Raw genomic sequence first — 21,263 nt, 5'->3', positions numbered from 1 at the left:
CATTATGGAGATTAAGAGAGATTCATACCTTGAACAGTTAAAAATAAGAAAAGATAACGGAATGATTAAGGTTATCACGGGAATCAGGAGATGCGGAAAATCCTTCCTGTTATTTGTGTTGTTTAAGAAATACTTATTGGAGAGTGGTGTAGATAATGACCATATCATTGAGATTGCATTGGATGGCATCGAAAATGAGGAGCTGAGAGATCCAAAGAAGTGTTATCAGCATATTAAAGAGCGGATGAAAGATGACCAGAAGTATTATCTTCTTTTGGATGAAGTACAGTTTATGCCACGATTTGAGGAAGTGCTGAACAGTTTACTTCGTATCAGTAATGTTGATGTGTATGTAACCGGCAGTAATTCTAAGTTTTTATCCAGCGATATTGTAACCGAATTTAGAGGCAGAGGAGATGAAATCAGAATTTATCCGTTGTCCTTTGCAGAGTTCTATGCGGATTTTGATGGAGATTATGATGATGCATGGGAGGAATATATGACATACGGTGGTTTACCACAAGTGGCACAATTCTCTGTGGAACGCCAAAAGGCTGAGTATCTTAAAAATATTTTTACCAATGTTTATATCAAGGATGTAGTAGAGCGTAACAGGATTCAAAATGTTGATGAAATCGGAACTTTAGTAGATATACTAGCGTCTGCCATTGGAGCACCTACCAATCCGACCAAAATATCAAATACCTTTAAAAGTGAACAGGGAATCCATTATAGCAACAAAACGATATCTAACCATATTGATTATTTGGCAGAGGCATTTTTGATTTCTAAAGCAAATCGGTATGATATTAAGGGGAGAAAATATGTAGGAGCAAATCTGAAATACTATTTTTCGGATGTTGGACTTAGAAATGCCAGATTGAATTTCAGACAGCAGGAACCGACGCATATTATGGAGAACATTGTTTATAATGAACTGCTTGTGCGTGGTTACAATGTGGATGTTGGTATTGTGGATGTATTTGCAAAAAATAGTGAGGGGAAGAGGGTTCATAAGCAGTTAGAGGTTGATTTTATAGTGAACCAGGGCAGTCAGAGATATTACATTCAAGTGGCTTATGATATGACCTCTGAGGAAAAGCAGACGCAGGAACTTAATTCATTCCGAAATATTCCGGATTCATTTAAGAAAATTGTTATCGTGAATGGAACGAAAAAGCCTTGGAGAAATGAGGAAGGGTTCGTGTTCATGGGTATGAAATATTTTCTGCTCCATGCAGATAGTCTGGAGTTTTAGGATGGAAAATTATACTGACAGGATAAGGAGATGACTATTTTTGAAGAGAAGAGCAGATTTGCTAATAGATGGAAAGTATAAAAGAATTACCATTTGGGATGCTTTGGATTGGAAAAAAAATCGTCCAAAACTTTGGGAAATATACAAGGATAATATATATAGTATCTGTAAAAAACCAGAAAATAAAGTGAGGATGGTTTTTCAAACAGGAAAAAATGGTATAGTTCAGAACAGTTATTTTCGGTATTATAATGCAGATTTTGCACATAAAGGAGAAGGAAGTGAAGAATCCTATAGACATGAATTTTTTAAAGAATGTATTTCTAGAATTAAGCGACTTGAAATTAGATGGAAGGGTGAAGCATTAACTATATATCCTGACGAAATACTACGGGAAGAAACTGTTATTATGGATGATGGAAGTAAACGTATTGTAGATTTACTTGTGCATTTCAAGAGAGCAGAACCGTCCATTTATGTAGAAAAATGGGAAGGTCAACTTGCAATTGAAGTCAATGATACTCATCCGGTAGATAGTCGAAAGATAAGTCAAATGAAGCAGAAAGGACTTTCGTGTTTTGAATTTACAGTTAGCAAGTGGCGAATAAGAGAAAACTTTAGTGATGCAGAAGATGAAGAAAAGCAGATTGTCGAAATAACGGAAAAATTAGAAGGTGAAAATGCTGGGTATATTTATGGCAAATTATTAGTAGATTCTATATCTAGGAAATATTTTAGTACAAAGCTATACGAGGATGAAAAGCGAGAAAAGGAAAAGGTATTAGCTGAACTGTATCAGATTAAGAAGTTATATGGACAGGCTATTGATGAGAATAAAGGGCTAAGAGAACGTATACAACTGCTTGACAGAGATATTAACTCGTATAAGAATAAGTTATCTAATCTTGATATGAAATTCAAGATGTTAGAGCAAGAAAATACAAAGATAAAATCAAGTTTTTGGTATAAGCTATTTGGTAAAAAGTAATATATAAAATGTGGTATTTAAGAAATTCATGAAATATGGTTCTGTAACAACTGCTTATAAGATCAAAACTGACAAATACATGGACTACAAGACTTACGATGGTGTGACTTACTATGTACCTGATATGACAACAGCGGATCATGTGGTGGATTTCTTATGATATGTATATGACGGATATTGCAGCGTTTGAGCTTGAGCCGAAGGATGTGGTGGAGAATAACTAAACGTGCAACAGAAAACCTACTAAAAGCAATACTTTCGAATATTATTTTGATCATTCCGGCAACAGTAAAATACCGTGGAAAGACCTATAAGGTTACTTCGATCGGCAGTAAGGCAAAGATAACCGTGCCAAAGAGCAGGTATAAGGCATACAAAAAGCTGTTTAAAAAGGCAGGATTTGGTTCTAAGACGGTATGGAAGAAAGGTTAAAAGGGGTTGGTTCACTTCAGAACATGATATAGAAACTTGAGGAGGAAAATAAATGCAACTGACGGAGAAAAAGCTACAGTTAAGTGAAGACATAACTTTACAAAATGTAGATGAAACTGGAAAGATATTAGAAAAGAAGATTCAGAATGTGCAGAAAAATTTTGAGGAATTAAATCAGTATTACAAAATGGCCGGACTAGAAAATATCAACGGTAAACTGCTCATGGAGATTATTGACCAGATACAGGAAATGATTCAACAGTTGAAGAAGATGGAAGAAGAAGTCGAAAAATTCAAAAAAAAAAAACAGTGTAATAAAAGTGGATGAATTGATGAAAGAAGAATTTATGGTTAATCAGACGGAGCAAGAAATGTATTTTGAGATAACAGAAGAATCAATTGAATTAGCAAATCAAGCCAGACTAGAGCAGTATACATACGGGAAGGTAAGCGTAATATGCCCAAAATGTCAAGAACATCCAGAGATTTATACAACACCGGGAGGCGAACGGACAACTATAACCTGTAAATGTGGATATATCCGGAATTGCGAAATAAATTTTTAAAAAATATTCTGTAAGAAATACTGACAGGAGGAAATAAAATGGAATACATCTGGCCAATAGCACTGATCGTATTTTCAAATGTTGTATATCAGATCTGTGCAAAATCAATTCCAAAGGATATGAATACAATGGCATCCATGGTGATCACATATCTGGTAGGTGCGCTGTGTTCAGCAATTATATTTTTTACATTGTTTAAAGGAGAAAGCCTGATCACAGAATTTCGTAAAATAAATTTTGCCACGATTATGTTAGGGGTATCGGTGGTAGGACTTGAAGTGGGATTTATATATGCTTATAAAGCAGGATGGGCAGTTAGTACGGCATCTACTGTGCAGAGTGTTTTTTTAGCAGCAGCACTTGTTGTTGTAGGAGCGGTTCTTTACCATGAGGCAGTTACACCAAGTAAAGTAGTCGGTGTGATCCTTTGTATAGCAGGAATTTATTTTATCAACCGGTAAGTACATACCTATGAGAAGGAGGAAAAACAGATGACAAAAACCAGACAGGCACAAAACATCCATTTCGGAGTAGATTATTATCCGGAGCATTGGGAACGGGAACGATGGGAAACCGATGCAAAACTGATGCAGGACATGGGCATGCAGGTTGTCCGTATGGCAGAATTTTCATGGCATAAATTAGAACCGGAGGAAGGACGCTATGATTTTACATGGTTAGATGATGTAATTTCATTGCTGGCAGACTATGGGATCAAAACGATACTCGGTACACCAAGTGCGGCACCGCCGGCATGGATGATACAAAAACATCCCGATATCCTTCCAATCGACAGAGAAGGACGGGTGCGCGGATTTGGCGGAAGACACCATGACTGCCAGTCGAATCCAACCTATCGCTCCTATATCCGAAAGATGGTCACAAATTTAGCAAAACAGTATGGGGAGAATGAAAATATCATCGGCTGGCAGGTGGATAACGAGCTTGGAAACAGTCATCAGGATCTATGCACCTGCGATCACTGTAAGAACCGTTTCCAGACATGGCTGCGTGAAAAATATCATACGACAGACCAGTTAAACGCAGCATGGGGAACGGCATTCTGGAGTCAGGAATATAATAATTTTTCAGAAATTCATACACCACGCATTACAGTGACAGGAGAAAATCCGTCTGCAATGTTAGACTGGAAACGTTTCTGTTCAGATCTGATCGTGGATTTTGCAAAAGAACAGGCAGATATTATCCGTAAATATGCCAAAGATCAGTTTGTAACACATAATTATATGGGATTTGCAGATAAAGTGGATTATTATAAACTCAGTGAGATCTTAGATTTCGTTGCGCATGACCAGTATCCGCAGGGATTTTATTTAGAGGAAACACCACATGAAAAAAATCATGTATTAGCGGCAACGTTAGATGTTGTCAGAAGTTATAAAAATATGCCATTCTGGATCATGGAACAGCAGTCAGGCATTACCGGCTGGGAAGTCATGGGCAGGGCACCGGCACCGGGACAACTGTCACTTTGGGCACTGCAGTCAGTTGCACATGGGGCAGATGCAGTTGTATTTTTCCGGTGGAGAACCTGTGCAATGGGAACGGAGCAGTACTGGCATGGAATCCTGCCACATAGCGGAAATCCGGGCAGGCGTTATGCAGAATTAAAAGATATGATCCAGACTATGAGTCCAATCATGGAAGAAATCAAAGGAAGTATGCCAAAAACAGAGGTCGGAATCGTATTTTCATTTGATCAGGACTATGCATTTACGATACAGCCGCATCATAAGGACCTGAATTATATCCATCAGGTACAAAAATACTATCAGGCATTTTATGAGCAGAATATTCCGGTAGATTTTGTGCAGGAGAGCGGTGATTTCGCAAAATACAGACTGCTCGTTGCACCATTACAGTATCTGATGAATCCAGAATTAGAAGAAAAATATATTTCCTATGTAAAAAATGGCGGACATTTAGTTTTAACCATGCGTACAGGTGTGAAAGATGAACATAATCTGTGTATGACTGACCGTGAACTTCCGGGAAGGCTTAGTGAGATCGCAGGTATCGAGGTCTTAGATTATGACTGCCTGTGGGATACAGAAGTGGAGATCAATTATCAGGATCAGGTATACAAAGGTGTAGTCTGGAGTGATCTGATGCAGCTGGTTTCTGAACATACGAAAACGATGGCATCTTATGCAAGTGAATTTTATGCAGGAGAGCCATGTGTGACGGCACATCCTTATGGAAAAGGTATCTGCTATTATATAGGAACAGAACCGAAAGAAGAACTGATGCAGGCACTCATGGAGGATATCTGTAAGCAGGCAGAGATCTCTGCCCTTGCAAATAAAGTGACAGAAGTCGAATTTATGACAAGGGAAAATGAAACATCAAGGTATCTGTTTATATTGAATCATTCAAATGAGAGCAGGGAATACGAACTTCCAGATACGGAATATCACATGATAAAAGGAGAAACAGCAGGCAGAATATCTCCTTATGAAGTACAGATTTTAAAGAAAAATTTATAACATTTTTGTTATTGGCCCGTTTCGCATAATTTATAAAAAAACCGGCATACTATCTGTAAAAAATAGTAACAGGAGAATTTTATCATGTCGGGAAAAGATACTTATTATATTGGAGAACAGAGCCTCACTTTTCCGAAAGATGTATATATCATTTCTTCCGCATCTGTTGTAGGAAAAAAAGAAGGCGAAGGACCGTTAGGCGGTGCTTTTGATATGATCTGCGATAATGACAGATTTGGTGAAGACAACTGGGAAATGGCAGAAAGTACATTACAAAAAGAAGCCTTGGCATTAGCATTAGGAAAAGCAGATGTAGAACCGGAAAATGTCAGATATTTATTTGCAGGTGATCTGTTAGGACAGAATATCGCAACTTCATTTGGACTGATGGATTATGAGATCCCGTTATTTGGCTTATATGGAGCATGTTCTACTGCAGGAGAATCCATTTCATTAGCATCTATGTGTGTAGGGGCAGGCTATGCAAAAACAGTGGCAGCCCTTACTTCGAGCCATTTTGCGAGTGCAGAGAAACAGTTTCGCTATCCCTTGGAATATGCGAATCAAAGACCGGTATCAGCTACCTGGACAGTCACAGGGAGCGGAGCCTTTCTATTGTCCGGCAAAAGGGGAAATGTAAGAGTTTCCGGCATCACGACCGGTAAGATCGTCGATATGGGAGTCAAAGATTCTATGAATATGGGTGCAGCCATGGCTCCGGCAGCGGCAGATCTGATCGCACAGAATTTAGAAGATTTCGGGCGGAGTCCGAAAGATTATGATAAGATCGTGACCGGGGATTTAGGATATGTGGGACAGGAGATTTTGATCAATTTATTGCAAAAACAAAAGATCGATATTTCAAAGGTGCATGAAGACTGCGGGATTTTGATATTTGATAAAGAAGAACAGGATACCGGTTCTGGTGGTTCCGGCTGCGGCTGTGCGGCGGTTACATTAAGTGCACATTATCTGCCGATGTTAGAAGAAGGAAGTTTAAAGAGGATTTTATTTGTACCGACAGGGGCATTATTATCGACTGTCAGCTTTAATGAAGGACAGAATGTGCCCGGAATCGCACATGGTGTTGTGTTAGAGCATGTGGATAAGGAGGTGCAGTAATGGATTATATCAATGCTTTCTGGGTTGGCGGTGTGATCTGTGCACTGACACAGATCTTAATGGAAAAAACAAAAATGTTACCGGGCAGGATCATGGTGCTGTTAGTATGCACCGGTGCCGTATTGGGAGCAGTAGGGATTTACCAGCCTTTGATCGATTACGCTGGAGCTGGAGCGTCCGTACCGCTGCTGGGTTTTGGCAATACCCTATGGAAAGGTGTCAAAGAAGCAGTAGAAGAAGAAGGGCTTCTCGGTGCGTTTATGGGCGGTTTTAAAGCAAGTGCCGCAGGCATCTGTGCAGCTCTGGTATTTGGATATTTGGCAAGTCTTATTTTTGAGCCAAAAATGAAATCATAAATGGTATCTGGATCGTTCTGCATAGAAAAATAAAAAGTTGCACAGACTATCCTTGGAGTGGTAAGTATGGATATTCATACGGACAGGAAAGGAGAACAATTACCATGTTAAAGCCAAAAAAATTATTGCTGTGCGGCATGATGTGTGTATGTCTGTCAGGGCTGGCAGCGTGTGGTACAGATGATAATGGAACAGATAATAACCAGAACAGCGTGAATACGGAATCAGCTGCAGATAATAACAGAACAGACAATACGGGCAGCACAAATAACACAGGCAACGGAAATGGTGTTGTGGATGATGCCGTAGATGCAGTAGAAGATACCGGTGATGCAGTTTTAGACGGAGCAGAGGACATTGGCAATGATGTAGAAAATGCGGTCGATGATATGACAGAGAACAATGGCAATACAGCAAATACTACAGATAATGCAAATGACAATAATGCAGCTGCAAAATAAGGAGCAGAAAGTTTCAGTTACAGTTCGCAGGAGATTCTGTGGACTGTAACTACTTTTTAAATTTAATGGAAAGAAATTTTTTTATTATAAAATCTAATCAATCAGGAGAACGTTTATGACAAAACAACAGTATGAGTATTGGTCATCGCCATATCGCAATACAAAAGGAAAAAAGATCATTATAACAGCAGATAAATGTATGACAGGAATTGTCTTTCTTGCCTATCCCATTCTGTTAGGTTATCTTCTTTTTACAGGAAATAACCAAAAACTGATGCAGACGATTTTGGTTCCGGCGGTTTCTTTTGTAATAGTATCTGTATTCCGCAGATGTTATACGGCACCAAGGCCATATGAACTATTAGATATTGAGCCGTTGATCGAAAAAGATACAAAAGGAAGATCGTTTCCGAGCCGCCATGTATTTTCTATTTTTATCATAGGCATGACATTTTTTTACATAGCAAAGCCCATAGGTATTGTGATCGGAATCATGGGAATCGCAATGGCATATATCAGAGTGGTCGGTGGGGTACATTTTCCAAAAGATGTGGTCGCAGGAGCAGTGACCGGGATTTTATGCGGGATGATGTATTACATTATATAGAAGTTTTACCAAAAAAACAGAGAGCCAGTCACCATGAAAAGTGACTGACTCTCTGTTTTTTATCTGTACCAGACAGTGATTATTCATCAATCGAATAGTTTGGAGCCTCTTTTGTGATATGAATGTCATGCGGATGACTTTCTTTTAAAGAAGCAGCAGTAATTTTTACAAATTTTGCTCTGTCGTGAAGTTCTGTGATCGTAGGACATCCACAGTAACCCATACCGGAACGGATACCACCGATTAACTGGAAAATCGTATCTTCAACGCTGCCCTTGTAAGCAACACGTCCTTCTACACCTTCCGGAACTAATTTCTTGGCATCTTCCTGGAAGTAACGGTCTTTGCTTCCGTTCTCCATGGCAGCGATAGATCCCATACCACGGTAAACTTTGTATTTTCTTCCCTGATATAATTCAAAAGTACCCGGTGCTTCATCACAGCCTGCAAAGATACTTCCCATCATACATACATTTGCACCACCGGCTAATGCCTTTGTCATGTCACCGGAGTATTTGATACCGCCGTCAGCAATGATCGGAATACCAGATTCTTTGGCAGCTTCGTAACAATCCATAACAGCAGTCATCTGTGGAACACCGATACCGGCAACGATACGTGTTGTACAGATAGATCCCGGTCCGATACCAACTTTGACAGCATCTGCACCGGCTTTGATCAGATCTCTTGTAGCGTCAGCAGTTGCAACATTTCCGGCAATCACCTGAAGATCAGGATATTTTTCTTTGACCTGTTTTAAAGCAACAATGATATTCTTAGAATGGCCATGTGCGGAATCTAATACGATCACATCTACATGTGCTTTTACTAAAGCATCTACACGTTCCATCATATTGTGTGTGATACCGACACCTGCACCACAGAGTAAACGTCCCTGATCATCTTTTGCAGATAATGGATATTTGATCTGTTTTTCAATATCCTTGATCGTGATCAGTCCTTTTAAGTTATAATTCTCATCTACTAAAGGAAGTTTTTCTTTTCTGGCTTTTGCAAGGATCTCTTTTGCATCTTCTAAAGAGATACCTGTCGGAGCAGTGATCAGTCCTTCTGTAGTCATGGACTCACTGATCTTTTTAGAGAAATCTTTTTCAAATTTCAGATCACGGTTGGTAATGATGCCGACTAATTTCTTGCTTCCTTTTTCTACAATCGGAACACCGGAGATACGGAACTTACGCATCAGATCCTCCGCATCCTGCAGTGTATGTTCTGGATTTAGTGAAAATGGGTCTGTAATAACTCCGTTTTCAGAACGTTTTACCTTATCGACCTCATCAGCCTGCGCCTCAATAGACATATTTTTGTGGATAATACCAATACCGCCCTGTCTTGCCATGGCAATCGCCATTCTGTGTTCGGTAACGGTATCCATGCTGGCACTCATCATAGGAATATTTAATTTGATTTTTTTTGTCAGATGGGTGGTCAGATCAATCATATTCGGTGTTACTTCCGAATATTGTGGAACTAATAACACGTCGTCAAAAGTAATTCCTTCGCCGATAATTGTACCCATTTTTGAAATCCTCGCTTTCTTTTTTCTTATTAAGTAGTACTGAAGTGCTTTAATTAAACAATTTTAACAAGAAAAAAAGAAAGTGTCAAGAAATTCCCATATTGTATTTGATAAACATAAATGGTAAAATACATTCAAAACAGTTCAGCCGGCAGATGCAGCTTTGCGGATGGTATCTGTTGAACTGACATGTGCTTTTATTTATTATGAGGAGGTCTTTATGGATTATCAACCAGATGGGCAGACACCTTATCAGAATACGCATTCCCAGAACATGGCGCTTGCTTCTTTGATCTTAGGAACGCTTGCTCTTTTAACCTGCGGATGTATTTATTTTGCTGTTGTCTGTGCCTCGTTAGGCATTATATTTGCCCTTTTATCAAAAGGTGGTTCCCTGACAATGAATACATCCGGTAAGATCGGGCTTGTTTTAAGCAGCCTTGGGCTTGCCTTTACGCTCCTGCTGTATATCGGACTGTTTCTCTATGTTTTGAAAACTTATGGCGGTTTCGACGGTTTTATGCAGGAATCCTTAAATTTCTATGGTGTTGACAGTATCGAGGAACTGTATCAGATGATGGGAGTTCCTTATTAGGAAATCCCATCTAATAATTTCAATAAATCTATATGATATGCCACAAGGGCGATATTCTTGACCGCTGCATTGATGACTACGATCACTAATGCAAGCCAGAGGTAAATCTCCCGATAACGCATACCTATTCGCAGGTTCTGCTGGGATACCCATTCTATCGTATGTGATAACATATACCAGAAATATACAAAACATCCATAGATGACGACCGGATGATAGCAAAAAGACAGCAGCCATTTTCCTTTAAAAAAAGCCGCAGCTGCCCGTGTTCCACCACATCCGGGACAATACAGTCCCGTAACTGCATGAAATATGCATGGCAGCTGCTGTCTGTGTACAATAACATCCGGCAGATCCTGCCATAAGATCCATATGATAATTCCTACACATGGAAGGCAGAGTCCTGTGATATATAACTGATGTTCTAACTGTGTTCTTTTATCTGTTTTCATATTTTACACCTGCTGCAAAGACAAAAATCTATTTTCAGTACGTTGTCTACTTTATCATATTTATCCTGATAATGCCATTGGTCTGTCAAATTTTGAAAGACTGATAAGGCGGTATAACAGTACAAGGATCAGGATGCTTCTGTGGATAAAACTGCGGAAATTCACTACGAAAATTCAATGGAAGTTATAGTTTACAAGCGGAATCAAATATAGTACATTATAAGTTAGTACGTTAATGTGTAACTATGAAAGGTATCACATAGTTATGCCAGCTAAAGTTCATACATAATAGAGAAAGAAGGAATAACATGCTTTCAAAAAAGATACAGGCAGCATTAGCGGGCAGTTCTGCTATCCGTGCCATGTTCGTAGAAGGAAAAGAATTAGCAGAAAAAGTCGGTGCAGAAAATGTTTTTGATTTCAGCCTTGGAAATCCGGCTACACCACCGCCAGCATCTTTTAACCGGGCAGTCAAAGAGCTGATCGATAAGGAAGATCCGATAACATTAAACGGATATATGTCAAATTCAGGCTATGAAGATGTAAGAGCAGCCATCGCAGAAAATCTTAACAGCAGGTTTGCAACAAACTTCACATGGAACAATGTCGTTATGACAGTAGGAGCAGCGGGCGGTTTAAATATTGTTTTTAAAACGATCTTAGATCCGGAAGATGAAGTGATCGTATTTGCTCCGTTCTTTGGTGAATATAAGAGTTATGCAGCGAATTTTGATGCAAAGATCGTCGCAGTTGCACCGGATTATGATACATTCCAGCCGGATCTTGCAGCATTTGAGGCAGCGATCACAGAAAAGACAAAAGCCGTGATCGTCAATACACCGAACAATCCGACAGGTGTGATCTATTCCAAAGAAACAATGCAGAAAATGGGAGAGATCTTAAATAGCAAAGAAAAAGAACTGAAGAAAGAAATTTATCTGATCTCAGATGAACCATATCGTGAATTAGTCTATGATGGAGTACAAGAAGATTTCCTGACAAAATATTATCATAATACGATCGTTGGATATTCCTTTAGTAAATCATTATCCTTACCGGGAGAACGGATCGGTTATGTAGTCGTACCCGATGAAGTAACAGATGCACAAACCATGTTAGCCGGCATCGAAGTTGCAAACAGGACACTTGGATTTGTCAATGCACCGTCCCTGATGCAGAAAGCCGTTGCCTGCTGTGTACATGAAAAAACAGACCTTGCATTTTATGACAAGAACCGGAAAGTATTATACGAAGGTCTGACAAAACTTGGATTTACCTGTGTAAAACCGCAGGGAGCATTTTATCTCTGGATGAGATCACCGATAGCAAATGAAGAAGAATTTGTAAAAACAGCAAAGAAATATAATCTGATCTTAGTAAAGGGAAGTGCGTTTGGCTGTGGCGGTTATGTCCGTCTGGCATACTGCATTTCCAATGAAAAAGTTGTCCGTTCATTGGACGCTTTTGCAAAATTAGCAAAAGAGTATGGCTTAGGATAAGGAGAAATACAAAAATATGCAGGCATGGGAAAATAACATTCGTAAGGTTGTTCCGTATGTACCAGGAGAACAGCCGCAGAAAAAGGACATTATCAAATTAAATACAAATGAAAATCCATATCCACCGGCACCGGGTGTGGTTGCAGCATTACAGCATATGGATATGGATCTGCTCCGCCGTTATCCTGATCCGACAGCAGGAAAATTAGTGGATGCAATCGCAGGATTTTATGGACTAAAGAGCAGTCAGGTGTTTGTCGGCGTAGGATCAGATGATGTGCTGGCAATGGCGTTTTTGACCTGTTTTAATTCCGATAAGCCGATCTTATTTCCAGACATTACCTATTCATTTTATGATGTATGGGCAAATCTGTTACGGATACCATATGAGGTACAGCCATTAGATGAAAATTTTAAGATCTGTGCGGATGATTACAAAAAAGAAAATGGTGGTATCGTATTTCCAAATCCGAATGCACCGACAGGTGTGTTAAAACCGTTAGATGAAATCGAAGATATCATAAAAGCAAATCCTGATGTCATAATTATCGTAGATGAAGCATATATTGATTTTGGAGGAGTTTCTGCATTGCCTTTACTGAAAAAGTATGATAATCTGTTGATTGCGCAGACTTTTAGCAAGTCCCGTTCCATGGCAGGTATGCGTATCGGTTATCTGCTTGGAAATGAGAAACTTATCCGATATATCAATGACTGTAAATATTCTTTTAATTCTTATACGATGAACCAGACAGCGATCGCAGCAGGTGTAGCAGCGATCTGCGACAAGGAATATTTCAGGACATGTACGCAGAAGATCATAGATACCAGAGAGTGGGCAAAAGAACAGTTTACTGCTCTTGGCTTCTGCTTTGAAGATTCCATGAGTAATTTTGTATTTGTCAGACATAAAGACTATCCGGCAGAGGAATTATTTGAGATGCTCCGAAAGGCAGATATTTATGTCAGACATTTCAAAAAACCGGAGAGGATCTCAGAATATCTGCGTATCACGATTGGTACAAGGGATGAGATGGAAAAATTGTTTGCCGTTTTGAAACAGTATATCACCAGATGATAGGAGAAACAGATGTTAAAAAAGTATTTGTATATTTTCTTTATTTCCATGGTTCCGCTGATTGAACTGCGAGGAGCAATTCCGGTATCACAGATTCTTTCACTTCCATTGATACCGTCTTACATGGTCTGTATTCTTGGAAATATGCTGCCGGTTCCGATAATTTATCTGTTTGCACGAAAAGTATTAGAGTGGGGCGCAGATAAGCTGGTCATCGGAAAGTTCTTTACATTTTGTTTGGAAAAAGGCGAAAAGGGTGGACAGAAACTGCAGGCGAAAGCTGGAAGAGGATTATTTTTGGCACTGTTGTTATTTGTAGGGATTCCGCTTCCGGGAACAGGTGCATGGACAGGCACATTAGCAGCAAGTATTTTAGACATGGATTTTAAATCCAGTATTTTGGCTGTTATGTTAGGGGTTCTTCTTGCAGGGATCATTATGTTGCTTGTCAGTGTGGCAGGTGTCGGATTATTTATGTAAGAGAGTATAAACTGCAGGTTTGCAGAGAAGGAGAGCAGGTATATTATGAAAGATATGAAGATTCAACTACGTTCTACACAGGATATTATGCGTTTCAACAAAAAGATCACAAAATATGAATGTGATTTTGATATTGAAGTCGGACATAATTATGTTGATGCAAAATCATTGTTAGGTTTGTACAGCCTGTCATTACAGCGTCCGATGATGCTGCATATTCAGGCAGACGGAGATATTTTAGATGAAATCGTGGCAGAATTACAAGAATTTACATATATGGATGTGGCATATGAATGTTAAAAACAGTGATTCCTAGCGGACAATAAGAAACCGTCGGAACAGGTGACAAAATGACCGGTTCCGGCGGTTTTTAGGCTATGATTTATTTTTTTGCTGCTTTATTGGCAAATTCTGTTGTGATCAGATCTTCATATGCAGGTCTGTCACTTAACTGACCGGCTTCTTCTAAGATATCTAACAGGAGTGTATAAGCATCTTCGGTAAAAATGAGGTCTGTTTTCCATGTATCCTGTGCATGGTAGCGTTCAACGATCGCTGCGATCACTGATTCATCTGTATCAGGAAACTGTGGTGCGATCACTTTTGCAATTTCTGTGCTGTCATGGCTGTTGACATATTCCATACCTTTTTGCAGGGCACTTGTAAAAGCACAGATCAGATCAGAGTTCTCATTGATATAACTTTCTTTTGCAGAAAAAGCAGTATACGGAACATAGCCGGAATCGACACCTAAAGAAGCCACAACAAAGCCGGCGCCTTCGGATTCAAGGGCAGTCGCACTCGGCTCAAATTCAACCGTATAATCTCCCTGTCCGCCTGAAAATGCAGCAGCAGTAGAACCAAAATCAATATTCTGGTTGATCGTAAGGTCTGCGGCAGGATTGATATTATTTTTCTTTAAAACAAATTCAAATACCATTTCCGGCATACCACCTGCCCTGCCGCCAAGAACAGTTTTTCCTTTTAAGTCACTCCATGAAAAGTTTTCGACCTGCTCCCTTGCGATCAGAAAGTTTCCGGCACGCTGGGTAAGCTGTGCAAAGTTTTTGACGACATCGGCAGAACCTTCATTATAAGCATAGACCGTTGTTTCCGGACCCATGAAACCGATGTCTGCTTCACCGGAGATCACAGCCGTCATGGTTTTGTCAGCACCAAATCCGGTCACAAGTTCTAAGTCAATACCCGAATCTTTAAAATAACCATTTTCAATCGCTGCGTACATAGGTGCATAGAAAATAGAATGTGCGACCTCGTTTAAGACAACTTTTTCACCTTCGCCATTTGAAACGGCATCTTTTTCTTTGGAAACGGTACACCCTGCAAGCATAGAGATGCAGAGTGCAACAGCAATAAGCACAGATACTTTACGCTTATAAAAATGAATATGAAATGACAATGGAATATCCTCCCTAAAAAACAGATTATAGAATACTATATGAATACATGGGAAAAATGTGCTAAAATTTATCTTTAAAATTTATCATCATGCTGCAGGATATTTTCCTGTTTACGTCCATGCTTTAATGTGCTAAAATTAAAAGAGAAAAACGTTGTAACCTGAAAGAGATCAGATTGTTACAGAAGATATAAAAAGGAGATTGGGCATGAGCAAAAAAATAAGAACCGAAGAAGTGGATCATTTGTTTGATGCGATATTAAGTCTTAAAGATAAAGAGGAGTGTTATACATTTTTTGAAGATGTCTGTACGGTAAATGAACTGCTTTCCCTGTCCCAGCGATTCGAAGTAGCACATATGTTAAGGGAACAAAAGACCTACTTAGACATTGCGGAAAAAACAGGGGCATCAACAGCAACGATCAGCAGGGTGAACCGTTCCTTAAATTATGGAAATGATGGATATGATATGGTATTTGAACGGTTAGAACATAAAGAAAAGGAATAGGCAGGTTTGCCTATTCCTTTTCTTTATGCATTGTTTTCGAAGAAGTTCTTTTTGATTTCTTTGTGGTATCAGAAGAAGCAGCGAGTTTATCGATCGTCTGCTCAATGATCATTTTTTTGATATAGACATCAAAACTTAACATACAGATAAAAGCAAACTTATGTAATGGTTCTGCTTCATCTTCCGGAACATCCTTAAATGTCTTTAAGCTTGTCTTATATTTCTTTGCAAGATCTTTTAAAATATGCTGGATCTCTTCATGTTCTAAACCGAATACTTCATTATAAATATCCTGTAAAGAAAGCCCGTCTGTGTTGCCGAAATATTTATCCGTGATCGGATTTAGAATATTCTGGATATCGCTGATACTTAGCAGGCTTTTAAAATAGTAGATAAATAAAAGTGCTAAGATATGCTCTTTGGAATATTTCTTTTTCGCTGGCGGTGGAAGAAGATTGTTCTTTGCATAATTGTTGATCATTGTCTTTGTCAGAATCTTATCATCTTCGTGCCGTTTGGTAGAAGCTAACTGGGAGTCCATAAAAGTAGTGACCTGATCCATATATAAATCAATGTTTGGTAATTCCTCCGGTTTTACATAATCAATTTTCTGAAGTTTATCAAGTACTTCTCTTAAAAATTCATGGATATCGTTTGACATTTTATCACCTCGGAATACATTATATAGTATTTAAAACTATATGACAAGGAAAAAGGCTTATTCATCGGGATATTTTTCGTGAATAAGCCTTTTTTGGTACTAATTTGGTACTAGAAAATCAGTTTTTCTAACTGATCGGCTACTTCTCTGTGTCTGCTGGGGTACAGATGACCATAAATCCGGTTGACCATTTCCACAGTGTCATCGATGCGTTCAGCTATCAGTATAGGGGGGAAGTCCATATTGATAAGCAATGAGATTTATATATGCTACATATAATCAACATTGCAATAGCATTGATATAACCGCTTTTGATAATATGTTTTTACGAATTGACTGTAATAAGGCAGAGGATGGATTGAAGACCACGCCTAATTCTCAGTGTGCATTAAATGCTCTTGCCATTGACAACTCTATAGGGTATGCCAGGTTGGCTTTGACGGGTGAGATGCAAGATTGGGTGAATGCGGAAGATTGTTTAGATGTGTGATAAATCAATCGTGAAAATTTTAGATGCCTTATGGATGAATATATGGTAAAATTACTCATATGGTAGCCTTGTTCAAGAGACTATCAAATTAGAATTTGACAAAGGAGTGGTTGTATGCTGAACATTGGAAGCCTTATTTTAGGTGCGTGTGCTTGGCTGTTTGCAGGCTTGGCGATTGCAACACCGAAAGCATATACATCCCATAAAAATACCTTGGTAAGCTTTGGACTATGTGCAATTTCTCTTGTATTTCAATTATTTGAGATAAATAGCAGAGTGTTTCTTGGTGATTATGCCGCTATTGAAGATACTATTCGTGCGGTTTTGATTGCTTCTGTCGCATTGGTTTCCATTACAATGATTCTCAATCTTGTTGCATTAGCCAAAGCAAAAAACAAATAAGCAGAATCAGAATTTACGGAGATTAAGGATATGGATTATATTAGAGACCGAAAAAGTAATATTTCATTTAGCTTACATGATAGCAGAATATTACAGATTGAAATTAATGAAGATAAATTATCCTTAAATATGGATCGAATATTTCAATATACTGATAATGAAGAAAAGTGGTATAAGGGAATCATTGAATTTACAAATATTGATAAAGAAGAGTGCAATATTATGGTATTTAACGCTCCATACGGGTATAACGAAGTGAAATCTTTTTCTGGTAAAGAATTATCTTTTGATGAATTTAAGAAGCTATACCCTAATGCAGAATTTGAAATCGTTACAGAGGGATATTGCGGATATGATATAACATTTCAGGGATACATTTGGCAAGCAGAGAACGATTCGCTTTTTGGAATCATGAGAATTTGGAATATAGGTGATATGATATATCGAATTTAAGAAATTCAAGTTTGTTTGTGCATTGATGGTTATCTTGAGCTTAGGAGGCGTTTAATGAAAACTGTTTTTTTACATGGGTTGGGACAAACGGCACAGGACTGGAAAGAAGTAGTCCAACAACTATCAATTTCTGATGTCGATTGCCCAGAACTTTTTTCTTCAACAGAAGATGAAATATCCTATTCGCAGATTTTGGGTGATTTAGAACAGAGGTATTCAGAAGTAAAAGAGCCGCTTCGTATCTGCGGTCTTTCGTTAGGTGCGCTTCTTGCGATTGATTTTGCTATTCGACATGAGGAAAAAGTGGATTCGCTGGTTTTGATTGGCGCACAATATAAAGTTCCAAGTTTACTGATAGATTTTCAAAATCTTATCTTCCGTTGTATGCCAAACAAGGTTTTTGAAAGTATGGGACTATCAAAAAGCAGCACCATAAAATTGGCTCACTCTATGCGGTCATTGGATTTTACTTTGCAATTAAATAATATTCGTTGTCCAGTAACAATTTTGTGTGGCAAAAAGGATACTGCCAATCTAAAGGCTTCTAAAAGACTAAAAGAATTGCTACCCCAAGCTACTTTGCACATCGTTCCAAATGCAGGACATGAACTCAATAAATATGCACCAAACACGATTGCAGAGATATTAAATCAGTAAATTTATCGTGCAAAAAATATAGTAAGATAAATTGTCTGACAGGTAAGCGATCTCTCTCACTTTCATCACAACATCCCACTGTCCTTAGAGAGATGGACGAAGTATAATGTAAGCAACAATCGGAATTTCTTGAAAAAAATACAGGCAGTAATAAGATACTAACAGATGGGAGAAACAAAATGGAATACAGAAAATTTGATAATGTAATAATAGCGAGAATTGACAAAGGGGAGGAGGTTTTAGAGCAACTGAAAGCAATTGCTATAAATGAGAATATAAAGCTTGCCAGTATCAATGCTCTTGGAGCTATCAATGATTTCACAATCGGAGTATATAAGACAGATGAGAAGAAATATTACTCAAACAGTTTTAAAGGGTATTATGAAATTGCATCACTGACAGGTACGATCAATACAATGGATGGAGAATATTATGCGCATCTTCATATGAGTGTCGGAAATGAGAAAGGTGAAGCGTTTGGAGGGCATCTGAACAGAGCTGTCGTGAGTGCAACCTGTGAGATGGTAATTACGGTCATTGATGGAAAAGTTGACAGAATTTATGATGAAGAAACAGGGCTTAATGTATTTAAGTTTGATTAGATGCGTTGAACGCATGTGAAGAATCGGGAGTTTCAGGAGGGAAATCATGAGAAGCAAGGGTATTTTTATTTTAGCGATTACATGGATTGTTATGTCACCGTTTTGGTTCTGGGCAGAAAATATTGCGTTAGGTATCATATGGCTATGTGGCGGAGTCATTGAACTATTTATCGCATTAGTGAGACGCAGCAAAGAGAAGAAAAGCAAGTAAACGATATAATTTTAACGTTTGTTTAGGGAGAGATTGTTCAGTAAAAAGCAAAAGCCGAACAGGGTGCAGACTGAGATAGTAGCAGCTTGTTCGGCTTTTTTATAATATAATTGTTTTTTGATGTGATTTCAGTCAAACTTATACAGAAATAATTCAAGCAAAGTTCAGGAGAATATAAAAATGACAAAGGACGAATATTTAATAACAGACCCACCCCTAAAAGCGTTGACTGTTTTTGCAATGCCTATGATTTTAGGCAGCTTTTTTCAACAAGTTTACAATATGGCTGATTCAATCATCGTCGGTCAATTTGTAGGCTCATCTGCGCTTGCGGCCGTCGGTGCCTGTGCCGCACTTACGAATGTTTTTATTTGCATAGCACTCGGTGCAGGTGTAGGCGCAGGTGTACTTGTAAGCCGTTATTTTGGTGCTCAGGATTACGGGAAGATGAAAACAATCGTTTCTACTTCTTTAATAAGTTTTTTGCTTTTAAGCGTATTTCTCGGTGTTTTTGGATTTTGCACTTCTCATTGGATGATGAGCATACTGCAAACGCCTGCGGATATAATGAAAGATGCGGTGCTGTACTTACGTATCTATTTTGTTGGCTTTCCATTTTTATTTATGTATAATATTCTGTCAACCATGTTCACTTCAATCGGTGAATCAAAAATCCCGTTATGGCTTTTAATATTTTCGTCTGTTTTGAATATCATTATGGACCTTTTGATGGTGGGAGGTCTTAAACTCGGAGTATTCAGTGCAGCTTTTGCCACTCTTATTGCACAAGGTATTTCAGCCGTACTTTCGCTTTTGATTTTTCTTTACCGTATGCGAAAATATGCAAGTTTGTTTCATTGGTTTGACAAAAAAGAACTGCGTACAATGCTTAAAATCGCCGTTCCGTCTATCCTTCAACAATCAACCGTATCAATCGGTATGATGATTGTGCAAGCGGTTGTAAATCCGTTTGGCACGCAAGCACTCGCAGGATATGCGGCAACGATGAGAGTTGAAAATGTTTTTTCACTGATATTTGTATCCATCGGAAATGCCGTGTCGCCATTTGTTTCGCAAAATCTCGGTGCCGGAAAAATCAGCCGCATTACTGTTGGATGCATGCTTTGCCGTTCTTGCCTTTATAGTTATTGAAACAATGCACACACAAATTTCTTCACTTTTCTTAGGAAAAGACGGAACGGAATTAGCGTATCAAGTGTCCGGTGATTATATGAAATGGATTGGCTGCTTTTTCATACTTTTGGGCATTAAATTGGTAACAGACGGTGTTCTTCGTGGAATCGGAAATATGCGACCGTTTTTAATTGCAAATATGGTTAACCTTACAATTCGTTTGTCCGTAGCATTGATTTTTGCGCCCCGTTTCGATATTGCCTTTGTTTGGCTTGCTGTACCGGCAGGCTGGCTTGCAAACTTTGTCATTTCTTATGTGGCACTAAGAAAATCCTGGCCTAAGGATACTTTGGCTTAAAAATTAACAGGCTCATTCAACTAAAACCCTGTTTTATTATACTCATACAAGCAGATTTACATTTGCCTGCGTGAGCATTTTTATGCCTTAATAGCCATTATTATTACAATAACTATGATACAAAAGATTTAGCATCACAGAAAAGCCAATCCACCAACTCATTACATTGATATCCATTGGAATATACTTTACGGCAATCAATGCCAAAGTTACGTTGACAATACATAAGTCAAGAGAAACTTCCTTGAATACCACACCACGTTTTTTTGTAAAATCATGGATAAGACCGGTGCGGTCATCCATGAGCTTTTCGCCGGAGCGGTAGGCAGAAGAAGCAACTGCCGATTTTCCATCGCTCCTGCCGATGATCTTAATACTGCAATGATAAATTGCCATAGTGCATATCCTCCTTCGTGTATGATGCAT

The 21,263-nt window shown here is 38.7% G+C and carries 29 protein-coding genes and 1 pseudogene; 25 read left to right on the top strand and 5 right to left on the bottom strand.

The genetic code is table 11. The features are described from left to right. Positions 1-4 precede the first annotated feature (4 nt). The 12 genes from H8S17_RS08210 (at position 5) to H8S17_RS08160 (ending at position 8,297) form a co-directional block, all read left to right on the top strand. A complete protein-coding gene (locus H8S17_RS08210; protein WP_186866925.1) occupies positions 5-1,258 on the top strand; it encodes an ATP-binding protein in 1,254 nt (417 codons plus the stop codon). Positions 1,259-1,298: 40 nt separating this feature from the next. Next, complete coding sequence (locus tag H8S17_RS08205; RefSeq protein ID WP_186866924.1) at positions 1,299-2,246, top strand: hypothetical protein; 948 nt, start codon at positions 1,299-1,301, stop codon at positions 2,244-2,246. Between the two features lie 28 nt (positions 2,247-2,274). Continuing rightward, positions 2,275-2,406 (top strand): hypothetical protein, encoded by a 132-nt coding sequence (locus H8S17_RS16740; RefSeq protein WP_279287807.1) that lies wholly within the window; start codon positions 2,275-2,277, stop codon positions 2,404-2,406. Positions 2,407-2,450: 44 nt separating this feature from the next. Continuing rightward, a complete protein-coding gene (locus tag H8S17_RS08200; protein ID WP_186866923.1) occupies positions 2,451-2,678 on the top strand; it encodes a hypothetical protein in 228 nt (75 codons plus the stop codon). Positions 2,679-2,730: 52 nt separating this feature from the next. Further along, positions 2,731-3,006, top strand: coding sequence for a hypothetical protein (locus tag H8S17_RS08195; RefSeq protein ID WP_186866922.1), 276 nt, complete (start codon positions 2,731-2,733; stop codon positions 3,004-3,006). Between the two features lie 4 nt (positions 3,007-3,010). Beyond that, positions 3,011-3,244 (top strand): hypothetical protein, encoded by a 234-nt coding sequence (locus tag H8S17_RS08190; RefSeq protein ID WP_186866921.1) that lies wholly within the window; start codon positions 3,011-3,013, stop codon positions 3,242-3,244. A gap of 38 nt (positions 3,245-3,282) precedes the next feature. Continuing rightward, a complete protein-coding gene (locus H8S17_RS08185; protein WP_186866920.1) occupies positions 3,283-3,705 on the top strand; it encodes an EamA family transporter in 423 nt (140 codons plus the stop codon). Positions 3,706-3,735: 30 nt separating this feature from the next. Next, positions 3,736-5,751: a beta-galactosidase gene (locus H8S17_RS08180; protein ID WP_186866919.1), complete on the top strand. Its 2,016-nt coding sequence runs from the start codon at positions 3,736-3,738 to the stop codon at positions 5,749-5,751. A gap of 84 nt (positions 5,752-5,835) precedes the next feature. Continuing rightward, the gene (spoVAD, locus tag H8S17_RS08175; protein WP_186866918.1) at positions 5,836-6,873 is read left to right on the top strand and encodes a stage V sporulation protein AD; all 1,038 of its coding nucleotides are present in this window, start codon (positions 5,836-5,838) and stop codon (positions 6,871-6,873) included. Further along, complete coding sequence (gene spoVAE, locus H8S17_RS08170; RefSeq protein ID WP_186866917.1) at positions 6,873-7,229, top strand: stage V sporulation protein AE; 357 nt, start codon at positions 6,873-6,875, stop codon at positions 7,227-7,229. Before spoVAD ends, spoVAE begins: the two co-directional genes overlap by 1 nt. 104 nt (positions 7,230-7,333) lie before the next feature. Continuing rightward, complete coding sequence (locus tag H8S17_RS08165) at positions 7,334-7,690, top strand: hypothetical protein (RefSeq protein WP_186866916.1); 357 nt, start codon at positions 7,334-7,336, stop codon at positions 7,688-7,690. Positions 7,691-7,805: 115 nt separating this feature from the next. After that, positions 7,806-8,297 carry a phosphatase PAP2 family protein gene (locus tag H8S17_RS08160; RefSeq protein WP_186866915.1) on the top strand — a complete coding sequence of 164 codons (492 nt, stop codon included), beginning with the start codon at positions 7,806-7,808 and terminating at the stop codon, positions 8,295-8,297. Between the two features lie 79 nt (positions 8,298-8,376). Here H8S17_RS08160 and guaB read toward each other — a convergent pair whose 3' ends face one another. Continuing rightward, positions 8,377-9,837: an IMP dehydrogenase gene (gene guaB / locus H8S17_RS08155; protein ID WP_186866914.1), complete on the bottom strand. Its 1,461-nt coding sequence runs from the start codon at positions 9,835-9,837 to the stop codon at positions 8,377-8,379. Between the two features lie 220 nt (positions 9,838-10,057). Here guaB and H8S17_RS08150 point away from each other — a divergent pair, with 220 nt between their 5' ends. Further along, the gene (locus tag H8S17_RS08150; protein WP_178051654.1) at positions 10,058-10,432 is read left to right on the top strand and encodes a hypothetical protein; all 375 of its coding nucleotides are present in this window, start codon (positions 10,058-10,060) and stop codon (positions 10,430-10,432) included. Here the strand turns inward: H8S17_RS08150 and H8S17_RS08145 are convergent. Then, positions 10,429-10,884 (bottom strand): DUF2752 domain-containing protein, encoded by a 456-nt coding sequence (locus H8S17_RS08145; RefSeq protein WP_186866913.1) that lies wholly within the window; start codon positions 10,882-10,884, stop codon positions 10,429-10,431. The two genes, H8S17_RS08150 and H8S17_RS08145, sit on opposite strands and share 4 nt — an antisense overlap. Before the next feature lie 308 nt (positions 10,885-11,192). Here H8S17_RS08145 and H8S17_RS08140 point away from each other — a divergent pair, with 308 nt between their 5' ends. Genes H8S17_RS08140 through H8S17_RS08125 form a run of 4 tightly spaced genes read left to right on the top strand, consistent with a single transcriptional unit; the run spans position 11,193 to position 14,241 of the window. Continuing rightward, positions 11,193-12,383, top strand: coding sequence for a pyridoxal phosphate-dependent aminotransferase (locus H8S17_RS08140; RefSeq protein WP_186866912.1), 1,191 nt, complete (start codon positions 11,193-11,195; stop codon positions 12,381-12,383). A 16-nt stretch (positions 12,384-12,399) separates the two neighbouring features. Beyond that, positions 12,400-13,461 carry a histidinol-phosphate transaminase gene (gene hisC, locus H8S17_RS08135; protein ID WP_186866911.1) on the top strand — a complete coding sequence of 354 codons (1,062 nt, stop codon included), beginning with the start codon at positions 12,400-12,402 and terminating at the stop codon, positions 13,459-13,461. A gap of 12 nt (positions 13,462-13,473) precedes the next feature. After that, on the top strand, positions 13,474-13,941 hold the full coding sequence (locus tag H8S17_RS08130; protein ID WP_186866910.1) for a COG2426 family protein: 468 nt from the start codon (positions 13,474-13,476) through the stop codon (positions 13,939-13,941). Positions 13,942-13,986: 45 nt separating this feature from the next. Beyond that, complete coding sequence (locus tag H8S17_RS08125; RefSeq protein ID WP_178051649.1) at positions 13,987-14,241, top strand: HPr family phosphocarrier protein; 255 nt, start codon at positions 13,987-13,989, stop codon at positions 14,239-14,241. Positions 14,242-14,323: 82 nt separating this feature from the next. On the opposite strand, the gene H8S17_RS08120 is transcribed toward H8S17_RS08125, so the two are convergent. Further along, positions 14,324-15,292, bottom strand: coding sequence for an ABC transporter substrate-binding protein (locus H8S17_RS08120; RefSeq protein WP_186866968.1), 969 nt, complete (start codon positions 15,290-15,292; stop codon positions 14,324-14,326). A gap of 277 nt (positions 15,293-15,569) precedes the next feature. On the opposite strand from H8S17_RS08120, the gene H8S17_RS08115 reads away from it, so the two are divergent. Further along, the gene (locus tag H8S17_RS08115) at positions 15,570-15,869 is read left to right on the top strand and encodes a YerC/YecD family TrpR-related protein (RefSeq protein ID WP_178051448.1); all 300 of its coding nucleotides are present in this window, start codon (positions 15,570-15,572) and stop codon (positions 15,867-15,869) included. Positions 15,870-15,879: 10 nt separating this feature from the next. On the opposite strand, the gene H8S17_RS08110 is transcribed toward H8S17_RS08115, so the two are convergent. Further along, positions 15,880-16,530 (bottom strand): DUF1836 domain-containing protein, encoded by a 651-nt coding sequence (locus tag H8S17_RS08110; protein WP_186866909.1) that lies wholly within the window; start codon positions 16,528-16,530, stop codon positions 15,880-15,882. 253 nt (positions 16,531-16,783) lie between these two features. On the opposite strand from H8S17_RS08110, the gene H8S17_RS16515 reads away from it, so the two are divergent. The 7 genes and pseudogenes from H8S17_RS16515 to H8S17_RS08080 all read left to right on the top strand — a co-directional run bounded on the left by H8S17_RS16515 (position 16,784) and on the right by H8S17_RS08080 (position 20,837). Then, entirely contained in the window at positions 16,784-17,020 is a 237-nt protein-coding gene (locus H8S17_RS16515; RefSeq protein ID WP_243238014.1) for a DUF6061 family protein, read from the top strand. 114 nt (positions 17,021-17,134) lie between these two features. Next, positions 17,135-17,422 carry a hypothetical protein gene (locus H8S17_RS08105; RefSeq protein ID WP_186866908.1) on the top strand — a complete coding sequence of 96 codons (288 nt, stop codon included), beginning with the start codon at positions 17,135-17,137 and terminating at the stop codon, positions 17,420-17,422. A 30-nt stretch (positions 17,423-17,452) separates the two neighbouring features. Then, positions 17,453-17,875 (top strand): hypothetical protein, encoded by a 423-nt coding sequence (locus tag H8S17_RS08100; RefSeq protein WP_186866907.1) that lies wholly within the window; start codon positions 17,453-17,455, stop codon positions 17,873-17,875. A gap of 54 nt (positions 17,876-17,929) precedes the next feature. Then, positions 17,930-18,532, top strand: coding sequence for an alpha/beta fold hydrolase (locus tag H8S17_RS08095; RefSeq protein ID WP_005342549.1), 603 nt, complete (start codon positions 17,930-17,932; stop codon positions 18,530-18,532). A gap of 179 nt (positions 18,533-18,711) precedes the next feature. Then, a complete protein-coding gene (locus H8S17_RS08090; protein ID WP_186866906.1) occupies positions 18,712-19,134 on the top strand; it encodes a PPC domain-containing DNA-binding protein in 423 nt (140 codons plus the stop codon). A gap of 46 nt (positions 19,135-19,180) precedes the next feature. Beyond that, positions 19,181-19,345, top strand: coding sequence for a hypothetical protein (locus H8S17_RS08085; RefSeq protein ID WP_186866905.1), 165 nt, complete (start codon positions 19,181-19,183; stop codon positions 19,343-19,345). 180 nt (positions 19,346-19,525) lie between these two features. Next, positions 19,526-20,837: pseudogene (locus tag H8S17_RS08080) on the top strand (MATE family efflux transporter). An 87-nt stretch (positions 20,838-20,924) separates the two neighbouring features. Here the strand turns inward: H8S17_RS08080 and H8S17_RS16935 are convergent. After that, entirely contained in the window at positions 20,925-21,233 is a 309-nt protein-coding gene (locus H8S17_RS16935) for a MobA/MobL family protein (RefSeq protein ID WP_186866904.1), read from the bottom strand. Positions 21,234-21,263 lie beyond the last annotated feature (30 nt).

It is taken from the genome of Roseburia zhanii (genome assembly GCF_014287635.1).
GTDB lineage: Bacteria > Bacillota > Clostridia > Lachnospirales > Lachnospiraceae > Roseburia_B > Roseburia_B zhanii.
The sequence above is the reverse complement of the archived record's forward strand: the minus strand, read 5'-3'. Positions and strand labels throughout refer to the sequence as shown.